This is a genomic window from Thermoplasmata archaeon (assembly GCA_035632695.1).
Lineage (GTDB): Archaea > Thermoplasmatota > Thermoplasmata > RBG-16-68-12 > RBG-16-68-12 > RBG-16-68-12.
In genome coordinates this window covers 1-13,410 of the sequence record DASQGG010000187.1, presented here as the reverse complement: position 1 = coordinate 13,410, position 13,410 = coordinate 1, and the positions used below count along the sequence as shown (strand labels likewise).

The 13,410-nt window shown below is 68.4% G+C and carries 14 protein-coding genes; 5 read left to right on the top strand and 9 right to left on the bottom strand.

The features are described 5' to 3' along the window. Positions 1-142: 142 nt before the first annotated feature. A complete protein-coding gene (locus VEY12_11850) occupies positions 143-2,833 on the top strand; it encodes a hypothetical protein (protein ID HYM40810.1) in 2,691 nt (896 codons plus the stop codon). Positions 2,834-2,875: 42 nt separating this feature from the next. On the opposite strand, the gene VEY12_11845 is transcribed toward VEY12_11850, so the two are convergent. The 9 genes from VEY12_11845 to VEY12_11805 form a co-directional block, all read right to left on the bottom strand. Continuing rightward, the gene (locus VEY12_11845) at positions 2,876-3,469 is read right to left on the bottom strand and encodes a cysteine dioxygenase family protein (GenBank protein HYM40809.1); all 594 of its coding nucleotides are present in this window, start codon (positions 3,467-3,469) and stop codon (positions 2,876-2,878) included. Between the two features lie 53 nt (positions 3,470-3,522). Further along, the gene (locus tag VEY12_11840; protein HYM40808.1) at positions 3,523-3,948 is read right to left on the bottom strand and encodes a hypothetical protein; all 426 of its coding nucleotides are present in this window, start codon (positions 3,946-3,948) and stop codon (positions 3,523-3,525) included. A gap of 37 nt (positions 3,949-3,985) precedes the next feature. Beyond that, positions 3,986-4,504 (bottom strand): SRPBCC family protein, encoded by a 519-nt coding sequence (locus tag VEY12_11835; GenBank protein ID HYM40807.1) that lies wholly within the window; start codon positions 4,502-4,504, stop codon positions 3,986-3,988. 71 nt (positions 4,505-4,575) lie between these two features. Further along, positions 4,576-4,911 (bottom strand): metalloregulator ArsR/SmtB family transcription factor, encoded by a 336-nt coding sequence (locus tag VEY12_11830; GenBank protein HYM40806.1) that lies wholly within the window; start codon positions 4,909-4,911, stop codon positions 4,576-4,578. A 7-nt stretch (positions 4,912-4,918) separates the two neighbouring features. Next, positions 4,919-5,329, bottom strand: coding sequence for a VOC family protein (locus tag VEY12_11825; protein HYM40805.1), 411 nt, complete (start codon positions 5,327-5,329; stop codon positions 4,919-4,921). Between the two features lie 408 nt (positions 5,330-5,737). Further along, positions 5,738-6,250, bottom strand: coding sequence for a hypothetical protein (locus VEY12_11820; protein ID HYM40804.1), 513 nt, complete (start codon positions 6,248-6,250; stop codon positions 5,738-5,740). 301 nt (positions 6,251-6,551) lie between these two features. Then, complete coding sequence (locus VEY12_11815) at positions 6,552-7,628, bottom strand: hypothetical protein (GenBank protein ID HYM40803.1); 1,077 nt, start codon at positions 7,626-7,628, stop codon at positions 6,552-6,554. Between the two features lie 91 nt (positions 7,629-7,719). Further along, a complete protein-coding gene (locus tag VEY12_11810; protein HYM40802.1) occupies positions 7,720-8,466 on the bottom strand; it encodes an ABC transporter permease in 747 nt (248 codons plus the stop codon). Further along, positions 8,463-9,437, bottom strand: coding sequence for an ATP-binding cassette domain-containing protein (locus VEY12_11805; protein ID HYM40801.1), 975 nt, complete (start codon positions 9,435-9,437; stop codon positions 8,463-8,465). The genes VEY12_11810 and VEY12_11805 overlap by 4 nt, the downstream gene beginning before the upstream one ends. Positions 9,438-9,637: 200 nt before the next feature. On the opposite strand from VEY12_11805, the gene VEY12_11800 reads away from it, so the two are divergent. The 4 genes from VEY12_11800 to VEY12_11785 form a co-directional block, all read left to right on the top strand. Continuing rightward, positions 9,638-10,411, top strand: coding sequence for a Ku protein (locus VEY12_11800; protein ID HYM40800.1), 774 nt, complete (start codon positions 9,638-9,640; stop codon positions 10,409-10,411). A 4-nt stretch (positions 10,412-10,415) separates the two neighbouring features. Further along, a complete protein-coding gene (gene ligD / locus VEY12_11795) occupies positions 10,416-11,378 on the top strand; it encodes a non-homologous end-joining DNA ligase (protein ID HYM40799.1) in 963 nt (320 codons plus the stop codon). Between the two features lie 110 nt (positions 11,379-11,488). Beyond that, a complete protein-coding gene (locus VEY12_11790; protein ID HYM40798.1) occupies positions 11,489-12,715 on the top strand; it encodes a hypothetical protein in 1,227 nt (408 codons plus the stop codon). Between the two features lie 111 nt (positions 12,716-12,826). Further along, positions 12,827-13,410, top strand: a 584-nt coding sequence (locus VEY12_11785) for a hypothetical protein (protein ID HYM40797.1), incomplete at its 3' end; no start/stop codon positions are given.

The window sequence follows — 13,410 nt, the reverse complement described above, 5'->3', positions numbered from 1 at the left end:
TCTTAAACTCATTCCGACCCATGGAAGCCGTGCGGCGGCATGCCAGAGCAACTCGGGCTCGAGGGGTGTCGTTGTCGTGGGTGGGGGGATGACCCCGGTGGAAGTCGCCGGACGGACGCGGCAATCGGATCGAGCTTGCAGGATGGCGCCAACGCGACGTCGGAGTCAGTGGATCTCGTGGGGACTCGTCCTGCTCCTCTGGGCCGCGCCCGTCGCCTTCGCCGCGTCGGCGGTCGGGACTCCGACGGCCCATCCCGTCCGCGCCGCTCCTCCCGAGCCGTCGACCAAGACCGCTTCCGCCCCCAACCCGCGGTTCCTCGCGGATTCCTCGCCGGCCCCGGACGCGGGAGCGCCGATGGCCACGCCCAGCACGTCCGTCCACGGGCTCGCGCCGCTCGCGGCCAACGTCTTGTCCGTCGGGCCTGTGATTTCGGGCGTTGCCTTCTCCTATTCCTCGGACCCCTATGTGCCGCCGGATCCCCAGGTCGCGGTCGGACCCAACCACATCGTCGAGATGGTCAACCTCCGGATCACCGTCTGGAACCGCGCCGGCCTCGACATCGAGAGCCTAACCCTCAACACGTTCTTCCAGAGGTCGTTCAAGGAGTTCCTTTCCGATCCCCGAATCGAGTACGATGCGCCGACGGGTCGCTGGTTCGCCTCAATCCTCGATGTGAACGTGAGTTCCGTGCTCCTCGCGGTCTCGGCGGGCTCGGACCCCACGAAGGGATGGTCCCACGCGTCCTTGCTCGCCGCGGGCTGCCCGGACCAGCCCATGCTCGGCGTGGGCCCGTCCACGGTCGTCGTGAGCGCGAACGTATTCTCAGCCTGCGCCGGCACGCCGACGTACACGGGGGCGGAGTTCTGGATCGTGAACAAGTCGGACCTCCTGGCCGGGAGTCCGCCGCGGGCCTCGACGTTTGGCCCTCTCGCGAACAAGGAATCCCTCCACCCCGTGGAGATCATGGATCCCGCGGGGGCGATGTACCTGGTGAGCGTGGGGTGGGCCGTCGCGCCCACGACCGCGGTGCAGGTGATCCCGTTGATTGGTGTGCCGCCGAGCGCCTCCCAGGGCACGGAGCTGGATCTGGCCATCCGGACGGTGAACGAGCCGCCGAACGCGCCCCAGCTCGGGACGACGTACCAGGTGAACACGGGAGACGCGCGTGTGCTCGATGCGATCGAGCACCACGGTCGGCTGTGGGTCACGTTCGGCGACGCCTGCACGCCCCTGGGGACGGTCGTCAACCAGAGCTGCGCCCGCGTCCTCGAGTTGGACCCGGCGAACCAGACCGTCGTCCAAGACTTCGACCTGAGCGATCCGGTTCGCGGCTACTTCTACCCCGCGCTGCGTCTCGACGCGGCGGGAAACCTCGTGCTCGCGTTCGGCTACTCCTCGTCGACCGAGTACCCGGGCCTCCTGGTCTCCGTGCAACTGTCGACGGACGGGAGGAACACGAACCGCACGCCGTTGACCGTGCAGACGGGATCAGGTCCCGAAGATCTCTGGTGCCCCGACGGCACGAGCTGTCGCTTCGGCGACTACTCGGGCGCGTCGACGGATCCGGCGGATCCGGAGGCTATCTGGGTCGCGGGCGAGGTCGGCGGCCCGAGCGGCTGGACGACGACCATCGCGAGCGTAGGTGTCTTCGTGCCCGCGAACCTGACGCTCCGCTACACCGTGGTGGGCACGGGCGCCTTGCCGACAAACCCCACGGTGACCTACCTCTATCGGGGCGGGCTCACCACCTGGTACCTCACGTCCTCGTACTCGAAGTACCCTGCCGATCTCGGCTCGTCCTGGAGCGTGCAAGCTTCGCTCGCCGGGTCCTCGTCCCGCGAACGGTGGATGGCCACGGGCCCCACCTCGGGTGTCGCGAACGGCTCCCTGACCCTCTCCATCCCGTTCGTGCACGAGTACTACGTGAGTGTGGCATCGTCCCAGGGCCAAGGTGGGACCGTCTCGTCGCTGTCCGGGTGGTACGCCGAGGGCTCGACGCTCCATTTGGCCGCGACACCCGCAACGGGCTGGCTATTCGCGGGCTGGCAAGGCACCGGAAGCGGATCGTACTCGGGCGCGGCTCCGGCGCAGGACGTGGTCGTCTCCTCGCCCATCAATGAAACCGCCTCGTTCAATCCCGGTCTTGCCGTGACGGCGTCGGCCGGTGGTTCGATTGCCTACCGTTTCGCGAACACCTCCGGGGTGGTGCCCGCCGCGAGCGCGATCACGCTCTCGGTCCCCCCAGGGAGCGCGGTCCACCTGAGCGCCACCGCGGACGCGGGGTGGCAGTTCGCGGGCTGGACCGGGAGCGGGAACGGCTCCGCGTCCGGACCGGCCGGGATCCAGGATCTCGTCGCCTCGGGGCCTCTCAACGAGACCGCGACGTTCAATCCCGGGCTCGTCCTCGTCGCCTCGAGCGGCGGCGGGATCTCCTACAGCTACGGGAACGTGTCGGGCGTCGTCGCCCCGGGGAGCACGCTCACGCTGTACGTGCCGTCGGGCACGGAGGTCCATGTGGCCGCCGTGGCCTCGTCCGGGAACGTCTTCACGGGCTGGTCGGGAAACGCAAGCGGGACGGGTGCGAGCACGAGCCTCGTGGTCCGTGGTCCTTCGAACCTGGCGGCCGGGTTCGCTCCGGCTCCTGTGCTGTCGAGCCTGACCCTCGAACTGGGCGTGGGCGTCGTGATCGCGGTCCTCGCGGTGGTAGTCGCGTGGCTGCTGGTCCGGCGGCGACATCGTGCGCCCCCGACGGGTCCGCCGCAGAGCCCACCGCAGTCCCCTGCGAACTCCGAGGCGCCGGCGAAACCGATGCCGCCGAAGGGCCCGTCCTAGGGGCGGGCCGCCAGGGATCGGTGCCGTCCGCCGGCGTCGGGATCAGTCCTCGTCCTCGGCGCGCAGCACGTTGCAGTAGCCCGACACGAACTTGCCGATCTCGCCCGTCACGGGGTCGTAGGCGTGTCGCTCCAGGCTCCCGATGTCCCGTCCGTACACATGGACGCTGTGCGACGGCTTCGTGGACACGTTATCGATTCGGTGGATCCCGGTGCGGCCGAGGACGGTCACGTGACCCTTGCGATTGATCCGTTCGCTCGCGAGCACGAGGGTCGCCCGCTTGGGATCCGAGCCGTCGTCCGTCCGCCGGTAGATGGACTCCCGCTCTTCGCCCGCGTACACGCCCACGACGGCCCAGGTCAGGTGGTCATGGATCGGCGTGGTCTGGCCGGGCGCCCACGCGCCGCCCGTGATCGAGAACGCCGCGTCCTTGGGACGGTAGAGGAGGTTGTTCGCGAAGCGGTCCTTCCGCGGGGCGAAGGCGGCGCGCGGGAGGGACCGTGGCGTGCGGAGGAGCCGGTCCATGCGGGGCTTCAGGTCCCGGAGCAGCTGGGCCTCGGACGCGGATGCCCGCACGATGGCCTCGGCCTCCGCGGCGAAGCCTCGGAGCGAGTATCCGTCGGCCGACTGCGTCACCGCCCAGCGCATGCGGCAGGTCGGTAAAGTCCCTTTCGGATTGCCGAAAGCGCTCACGGCTGCGGCGGGCCAACCGCAAGGATCCGTTGCCGCAGGAACGGGAGGAGCCGCGGGGACGGTCCTGCGGGGATGGGCGCTCGGACGACCCCGCGGTCGTCCACCGCGAGGAGGCCGACCCCGTCTGCCTCGAACCGCCAGCGCTCGCGGTACGCGGACGAAGCCGCGGCCAGGGGCATGGCGACCCAGGCACGGTCCGCCGCAAGCTGGTACGCGATCGCCTGACGCAACGCTTTCCGCCAGTCCCGGAGCTTGAGTTCAATGGCGACGAGCGATCCGTCCCGTGCGCCGATCAGGTCGGCCCGGCGGCCCAGGATAGGGACCTCCGACACCACGCGGTGCCCGGTCCCCGCGAGCCACGCGGTCACGGGTGCGGTGAGTTCCGCCTCGAGGGTGTACGGCGTGTCCCCTCGAATCCGCACGAGCCGGATAAAACCCTGCGTCCCCGACGCGAGGCGGCTACCACGACACGCCGTACACGGGCCGGAGCTCGTCCACGCGCTTCACCCAGTTTGTAAGTGGCCTCCCATCCAGCTGCTCCTCAAGGCGCTCCAGGAACGCGTGCGTGCCGGCGATGAAGCCCGTCGCCGTCTGTCGCGTGAGGTGCCGGTGCGTGATCCGGAGGATCGTCCCGTCGCCGTCGGGAGTAAGCTCCCAGCGCACGACGCTCCGCTCGCCTTCGGGCAGGTACTGCTGCGTCTCCACGTTCCACTCGTGCTCAAACACGCGCGGCGGGTCCCACGTCAGGATGCGTCCCGTGACGTGGAATTGGGAGATCCCGCTCACGTAGTCGATGCTCCCTCCGGGCCGCTCGTCGAGACGCGCCTTGGTCATATACCAGCGCGCGAGGTGCTCCGGATCCGTGAGGGCCTTCCAGACGACTTCGGGAGGGTGGCGCAGCCGTCGCTCGAAGGCGATTGTGGCGTAGTCGCCGTCCAGCGTGAGCGCGCCGGTCTTGTCCGTCGAAGAACCAGTCATTCGGGCACTCTCTCCAAGCTTGTCTCGCAGGGATTTCGCACCAGGGTTCTTGAACCCACCGCTCGCCGCGGTCATCGCTTCCTCTCCTTCGCCTTCTCGCTCGCGGCCCCGGCGTCCAAGTATCGCTCGAGGGCGTCCAGCGTCTCGGGCCACATCGCTTGATACTTCGCGACCCATTCGTACAGGTCCGCGAGTCCCTTCGCGTTCAGCGCGTAGATGCGCTCCTGCGCGTGGATTGTCACGTCCACGACGTGCGCGTCTCGAAGGACCTTGAGGTGCCGCGACACCCCGGGCTGCGTGAGCCGCGGGAACCTGGCGGCGATCTCGCCGGCGTTCCGCGGCCCCAAGGCGAGGAGGTCGAGGACCTTGCGCCGCACGGGGTGCGCGACCGCGTCGAAGACGTCCATGCTCCCCCTACGCCTTGCGATCCCAGTCCTGAGGCCCCGTGGGCGGCGCCCGCGGCTGGAAGATCGTGAACGGGTTGCCGTCGGGGTCCGTGAGGTCTGCAGCGTAGCCCCAAGCTTCCTCCATCGGCTCCGGACTCTTGAACCGCACGCCGCGCTTCTTGAGTTGGTCGAACGTCTTGCCGCAGTCCTCGACCTGGAGGACCGTCCGCGTGCCGATGCCCGGCTGCGTGTGGCTCACGGGCATCCGGTCCGCCTCCGCGCCCGCCGGCCAGAGTACCATCTCGATGTCCTGCCCCTTAGGGCTCACGGTTAGGTAGCGCGGATGGCCCGGCTGTATGTAGTCCGCCTTCTTCTCGAAACCCATCTTTTCCGTGTAGAAATCGAGCGCCTTGTCTTGGTCCTTGACGACGATCGTCACATGCGTCAGCTTCGTGTGTGCTTCCCCCTAGGGTTGTCGCTGAATAACGGTTTGGTTATTTAACGATTTGGTCAAATTCTGGTTCAAGAAAGGGCGCCCATGCCGGGATCCCAGCGCGCCGCTCCGGCACGGGAGTTCGAAAGTGCGCGCGGACGACGCCGAACGCCTCAGGAAGGAGGTCCGTGCTCCGGAGGTGACTCTTTCCTGCGGAGGCGCCGCAGGGGAAGGACTCCGACCACCGCTGCTCCACCGACGGCGACCAGTGCCATGACGACCCGGGGGTCAATGCCCGCCCCCGAGGGTGGCGGCCCGGTCCGCGCGCCCACGAACGCTTGGGTCGAGACGCTGGGCGGACCTTCGTTCCCGTACCGATCGACCGCGGTCACGCGGTAGAGGTAGGTGCCTGCGTCACCGCTTGGGCACGGGGATCGTGGACACCAGGGCCGCCGGAGCCTTCCACGTGGCGTGCGTCCGGAGCAGGGGGTGGAGCGTCGCCATGACTGCGGTCGCGCGCTGCGTGAGGAAGACGCTGAACCCACCCGCGACGAGCCATAGGATCACGTCGACCACGTTGCTCGTGAAGCCGATGCCCAGGAAGCTGTACAGGAGCAGGAACCACGCCACGAAGAAGGTCCCAAACTCGAGCGCGATCAGGATGAGTCGCGCGGAGCGGTACAGGGCCGTTGCCGAGGCGATGCCCAGCGCGACCCCGATGAGCGTCGCGGTCATGCTCTGCTGCTTCGCCAGCTCGCCCAGGATCACGGACCCCGACGAGAACAGGGCGAGCCCCAGGACCAGGAACGCCGCCGCACGGTTGAGGATCCCCAGAAAGACGCCCGCGACCAAGAACACCGCGCCGAAGATCAGCGCGTGGTCCTCGAACACACTAAACAAGCCCACAAACGCATTCAGGTCGACCAAGTCTCACACCCCCCTCTCGGGGAAGGGGGCGGACGATCGCGCATCCGAAGGCGCCCACCCGCATTCGGGCGGCCACTGTGCCGCGCATCGTACCCGGGCTCGACCCCACCGCCCGGGCTCGCCGCACGGCGGCCTCGCAAGAATCCCCTCCTCTCCCCTCCGGTGAGTCCCGAACATGATGCCGGGTATTTGAGCGATTCCGGGGAGATGCGCAGAAAGGTGCGTTTCCTCGCTGGACCGCTGCCAGAACCCCAAGTTCACGCGAGTTGGGATTCCGTAAAGTCGGAGGCCGAGGGCCTCCTCAGGGGGTTCCCACCCCGTACTCGAGCATCAAGCCCCCGAACCGCATGTCCACGAGGACGTGGAATTGGACGGTCTGGTTCCACGAGAACCGCATCGTCTCGTAGGACCACTCGTAGTCCGACCGGAGGCCGGTGACGAGACTGCCCGCGGCTCCCGCATTCAGGGCGATCGAGGTCACGTTGTGGTGGAAGTACGGAGGGTCGCCATAGGGGACGGGAGGCGGCGGCACACGGAACGAGGAGAGGGCCCCGACGCCGGTCAGGGCCCACCGCTCCCCGGCATTCAAGGAGAGCGTGTGCCAGGGAGCCCACAGGTCTCCCGGCGCCGGGAGCGACACGTTCGCCGCAGGGAGCGGCTCCGCGGACCCCGGGTCCACGACGCTCAGGGAATAGTCCACCTCGAGGTAGGAGCTCGGGAGGAGACCCTGGAACACGCCCATCTTCCGGACCGTGTAGTCCATCGCCCACTTGGTCACGAAGACGTATGCGAGGCCCGGGCCTGTCTCCGTCGCGTTCAAGTGCGCGACGACCGGAGGCGGCACGGAGGTGCCGTCGGGGTACCAGTGAACCGAGTACGGTCCCGCCGGATAGAAGATGAACGGACCTCCCGGGCCTCCGGCCTCAAAGTGCCGCGTCGAATCCGTCAGCGCGGGTTCCGGGGACATCACGAACTGCACGGGCAGACCGGTCCCCGTGGCCGGCATCCAGTGGTAGATGAGCAGGTCCGCGTCAATGCCGGAGCAAATGCCCTGGTGGGTGGTGGCGTTCTGGAAGCACGTGAGGTTTCCGGAGGAGAAGCTCATCTCGACGCTCGTGTTCACGGTCGCGCCCGGCAGCGGAGGCGCCGTGTACATCGTGGTCAGCGGGACGTCGATGAACGTGCGTCCTTGACTGAGGACGGCCTCGACCCAGGGTGCGGAGGGCCCGACGATCAGAATCGTGGGGACCACGATCGCGACGGCAACGATCAGGACGGCCAGAACGATTTGCCAGCGCGGCATTCGCTTCCGCGGCCGCGGGGTCACGGGGGCCGTCGATTCGCGAGGCGGCGGAGCCGCGACTTGAGATCCCTCCATCGGACAGAGTCGATGGGATACACCCGCTAAAAGCGTTCGGTACATATCCTCCGGTTGGCCCGCGGAGCGTGCGCGTGGCACCTGGGGTCGGCTACAGCCTCATCCGGCGGAAGGAGAGCGTGCCTAGGACCATGGTCACGGCGGCAAAGGCCACCAGGACTGCGAAGTCGATGAGCACGTTGAAGTTCCAGATGCCCAAGGTGGCCCCGCGCAGCGCGTCCACGCCGTACGTGAGCGGGTTGGCGAACGTGATCACGGAGAGCCAGCTCGGGAGGTTCCCCGGCGGGAAAAGCGCCCCCGAGAAGAAGAACAGCGGGAACGTCACGAACCCGCTCAGGAGGCTGAAGCCCTCCGGCGATTCCATCCACGCACCGATGATCAGGCCGACGCTCACGAGGCCGACCAGCATCACGAAGATGACCAAGTAGGCGAGCGCGAAGCCGAAGCCGAAGGACACGCCGAGGAGGGGCGCGAGGATCACGATGATCGTGGCCTGGATGAGGCAGTCCGTTGCCCCGCCGAGGACCTTCCCGAAGAACGCGGTGCTCCGGTTGATCGGCGCCACGAGGACTTCCTTGAGGAAGTCGAGCCGCTTGTCCCAGACCACGTTGGCTCCGTAAAAGATCGAGGAGAAGATCATGGTCATCGCGATGATCCCGGGGTAAAGGAACGCCTGGTAGTCCACGTTGCCCACGCTGAACTGGGCGCCGAAACCGCCGCCGAACACGAAGAGCCAGAGGAGCGGGCTGATCACCGTGGACACGATCCGCGAGCGTTCGCGCAGGTACACGCGGAACTCGCGCTCCCACAGCGCGTAGAGGCCGGAGAGTTCGCTCATCGTCTCCCGCTCGCCGTCATGACGCGCTCCCAGAACCCGCCTTCGGCCCCTTCCTCGCGGTACGCCCGACCCGTGTACCGCAGGAACACGTCTTCCAGGGAGGGCGGGTGGAGCTCCACGGAGTCCACCTTGCCGACGCGAGCGAGGATCTCCTGGATGTGGGACCGCGCGTCCTCCACGGTGAGGGAGGCGGTCTTGCCTTGAATCTCGACCTTCTTCACGTGGGGAAGCGCCTCGAGGGCCGCGGCATCCGGGTTCTGCATCTCGAGTCGGATGATGTCGCCGCCCAGGGCGCGCTTCAGGCTCTCCGGGCTGTCCAGGACGACGATCTTCCCGCGGTCCACGATCGCGATGCGGTCGCAGAGCCGGTCCGCCTCCTCCATGTAATGGGTCGTCACGATGACGGAGATGCGCTGTTCGCGCACGAGACGTTCGAGGTACTCCCAGATGTGCGTCCGCGTCTGCGGGTCCAGGCCGAGCGTGGGCTCATCCAGGAAGAGGACGCGCGGGTTGTGCATGAGCCCGCGGGCGATTTCGAGGCGGCGCCGCATGCCGCCGGAGTAGTGCCGCACCTGCTCGTCCTTGCGGTCCGTGAGGTCGACGAGGGCCAGGACTTCCCGGATCCGTGTCCCCCGCTCGGAGGCGGGGATGCCGTACAGCAGCGCGTGCATCTTCAAGTTCTCGTAGCCCGTCAGGAGATCGTCCGAGCTGGGTTCCTGGAAGACCATGCCGATGCTCTTGCGGACCTGGCCCGGCTCGCGTACGATGTCGTGGCCGTTGACCGTCGCCGTACCGCTCGTGGGCCGCAGGAGCGTGGCGAGCATGTGCAAGGTGGTCGTCTTCCCCGCTCCGTTCGGGCCGAGGAGCCCGAAGACCTCTCCCTCCTCGATGCGGAAGCTCACGTCATCCACGGCGGTGAAGTCCCCGTAGTCCTTCCGGAGGCGCTGGACGTCCACGATGGCGGCTGCCATGACGGCGGGGTATTGGGCCATCGGGTAAGAAGCTTCATCCGGACCCCGACGTGACGAGGCTCCGTGCATCCGCGCCTCCCTCCCATGCGCCGCGGCCCAGCGTCCCGGTGCCTCGTCTTTCGGTCAGCCGAAATGGCCGGAGTCCGCACCCTTTATACGGCGGCGAGCCGTTGGGCTGGACCCCTGCGGAGGACTCATCCATGGCCCGAGCCCTGTGGAGCGGCGCGATCGCCTTCGGCCTCGTGAACATCCCCGTGAAGCTCTTCGCCGCGACGGAGAGCAAGGACCTCTCGTTCACCACGCTGCACGCTGCGTGCATGACGCCGCTGAAGCGCCCGTACCTGTGCCCGAAGGACAACGTCCCCGTCGAGTCCAAGGATATGGTCAAGGCGTACGAGTTCGCCAAGGCCCAGTACGTGATCCTGAAGGACGAGGACTTCGACTCCGTGCCCGTGGAGATGAGCAAGGCGATCGAGGTCTCCGGGTTCGTGGACGCCGCGGAGGTCGGTCCGCTCCAGCGTGAGCGGAACTACTACCTCGGGCCCGAGGAGCTGAGCCTGAAGCCGTTCGAGCTCTTCCGGCAGGCCCTCCTCCGGACGGGGAAGGTCGCGATCGCCCGCGCGGTCCTGTGGAAGAAGGAGCAGCTCGTCGCGATCGGCCCGAACGACGGGGGGCTTGTGCTCACGACCCTCCTGTACCAGGACGAGGTGAAGCCGCCGCCCGAGGTCCCGGCGACGCAGCCCGTGGCCATCTCGGATGCGGAGGTCGACCTCGCGCTTCAGCTCCTGAAGGCCATGACCATGGAGTTCGACCCGTCGAAGTACCGGGACCGGTACCGGGACGGGCTCATGGCCCTGATCCAGGCCAAGGTCGAGGGGAAGGAGCTGCCCACGATCACGCGAGTCGAGTCCAAGCCCACCGTGGACCTCATGGCGGCGCTCAAGGCGAGCCTCGAGGTCGCGAAGGCCAGCTGACCCCATGCCGTCGTTCGACCCGTACGCCCACGTGATCAAGCCCATGCTCGCGGAGAGCCGCGAGACCCCGTTCGACTCCGCGGACCACCTGTTCGAGCTCAAGTGGGATGGGACGCGCGCCCTGGCGTTCCTCCGGGATGGGAAGCACCGCTTCCAGAACCGCCGCCTGTCGTTCATCGAGGGCCGCTACCCGGACCTCGCGCCGCGCACGCGGAAGGACGCGATCCTGGACGGCGAGATCGTCGTCATGGACGGTCCCCTCCCGAGCTTCGAGAAGCTCCAGGAGCGCGAGCGCGCGTCCGGGGCGATCCGCGTGGACTACCTCGCGCGGACCCTGCCCGCGACGTACATCGTGTTCGACGTCCTGTACGTGGGGGACCGTGCGGTCATGGGCCTTCCCCAGACGGAACGCAAGGCGATCCTGCGGGAGATCGTGGAGGAGGACGACCACGTCGTCCTCAGCGACTACGTGGAGGGCCGCGGCGTGGACTACTACGCGGCGGTGGTCGCGAAGGGTCTCGAGGGCGTGATCGCGAAGCGCAAGGACGCGCGGTACTACCCCGGCCGCCGGAGCCCGGATTGGATCAAGATCAAGAAGAAGGCCACCCAGGACTGCGTGATCGCCGGGGTCACGGTCGGCGAGGGCGAGCGCAAGGACACGTTCGGCTCGATCGTCCTCGGCGCGTACCACGAAGGGACGCTGGTCCACGTCGGGCGCGTGGGCACGGGCTTCTCGGAGGCCCTGCGCCGCTCCCTGACCGCGCGGCTCGCCACGCTTCGCCAGGATGCCTGCCCGTTCGCCGAAGCCCCCGAGCTCGAGGTGCCCCTCGCCTTTTGGACGACGCCCGTCGTGGTCGCAGAGGTCCACTTCTTGGAGTGGTCCAAGGACCGCCACATGCGTGCGCCGAGCTTCTCCCACCTGCGCGAGGACAAGTCGCCGGAGGAGTGCGTCGCGACGTTCTCCTGATCGTCCCGCATTCGGGTTGCGGAGCCCCCTGGACGCACTGTCCGATGCGACGCCGAACCTCGGCCATCGTGCGGAGAAAGGGCTTATCCGCTCGGGCCGATACCGCGCCCATGGAGGGCACGCCGCCGAAACGGGATCGTCCCACGCCACGGGTCGCCCTCGTTGGCGCGGTTCTCGGAGGCCTCCTGACCTTCCTGGGCACCTTGACCGTCGGCAACGCCCCCTACCCGGTCCTTGGGTACGGATTCCTGAGCCTCCCTCTCTTCCTCCTGCCGTACGGCCTGCCGCGCCGTGAGGCGGCGGTGAGCTTCGTTGCGGGACTCGTCCTCGGGGTCGCGGTTGACCTGCGAGCGGAGAGCCTGTTCGCGTTTGTCGGGATTGGCGCCGTCTTCGTCCGCGGCATCCAGTTCCTCCTGATCCTGCGCCTGAAGGAGCGGCACGGATTTCTCACGCCCGTCCTCCTGGCCCTGCTCTTCGGGACCGTCGCCGCGCTCCTCACAGGCGCCGCGACGTACGGGGGCGAGGGGCTCCAGCCCGCGTACGCAGTCCTTGACGCGGTCTACGTCCTTCCCGCCTACCTTGCGGTCCGTCTCGTGACGTCGTCGAGGGCCCGGTCCGAGGTCGTGTTCGGCCTGGTCGTCGTGGGCGGAGGGACGCTGGGGATCTTCTTCGCTGCGAGCACGTTTCTCCTGGTCCTTCCCCTCGGCGTGGCCCTCGGCCTGCTCACGCTCGCAGGCGTCCTCGTCTGGCGAGGCGGGGCGAAGCCCGCGGGCTCGGCGCGGCCCGCGGTGATGGCGCTCGCCTCGCTGATCGCGGCGATCGTCCTGGTCGGAGCCTTCGCGCTATCGGGGCCGGCCGCCGGCGACGCGGCCCGTGCGACCCTCTACCCCCTGTACCCGGACTCCCTGGCCGCGAGCCAGTGGATCCAGACCTCGAGCGCCGCGGGATGCCGCCAAGGCAACCTGGTCGGGGGCGGCACGCAGGCGAACGGGCTGTACGGCCACGAGCGTCTCCGCGTCCTCTCGACCTGCGTGACCGTGCGCGGCGTGATCAAGGCGTTGGAGCCCACCTCAGGACCCGCGGTGGACGGCGACTTCTCCTTCGACCTCGCCCTGGACCCGGGGTATGGGGGCTTGCTCTCCCTGGGGAGCTACGTGTTCCTGTCCGGGCTCATGCACGTCGAGATCGTTCCGTCCGACCAGCCCACGGTCCTCGCGAACGTGACCCTGACACCCGGCTCCCACGTCCAGGTCACGGGGCCCTGGGTCCTGGACACGGACCACGGCTGGTTCAGCGAGATCCACCCCGCCTGGTCCGTCGTCCTTCTCTCGCCGTAGGCGGACGGGCGAAGGCGTCTCCCAGAGCGAACCGCACCGTCCGTGCGTTGCTATCGACATTGAGAAGAGGGGAGTGAAGTATATCCGGGCCGGCGCGAGGTTACATCGGCGATGGCGAAGGCCGGTGGGCTCCGACCGCGGGCCCTGGGAGGGATCTTCGGCGGGTACTTCCTCGTCGCCATTCTCGTCGCCTACTTCCTGGCCGGTCCGATCTCGCCCTACGACGCCCCCGGCTACATCCGGTGGATCGGCGCCGCCTACGTGCTCCTGGGCGCGGCCGCTCTGGTCGGCGTCTGCGTCGGGGCCCTGCGCCGCGCGACCACGCTCGATGCGCGTCTCTTCCAGCTTGAGGCGGAGGAACGCGCCCTGCTCGACGCCGCGCGGAAGGCGGCCGCCCAAGGGACCGCGTCCCCGCGTGCCGCCGCGGAGCCCGTGTCCGCGGCCGAGCAGGCCGACGCGGAGGTCGAACAACTCCTCATGGACCTCCACCGGATCGGCGAGTCCGTCGCGGCCGAGCCCGCGCCGGACGAGGAGCCCGCGGCGGAACCGGAGCAGGGGATCCGGGCCACTGCCGACCTCCGTGTCGCCACGGGCGAGCTCGAGCGCCTCGGCAAGATCCGCAAGACCGTCGGAGCGTTCGCCGCGGGTCCCGCGATCGCGAGCGCCGGAGTCCTCGGCCTCTTCGCCGCACTCCT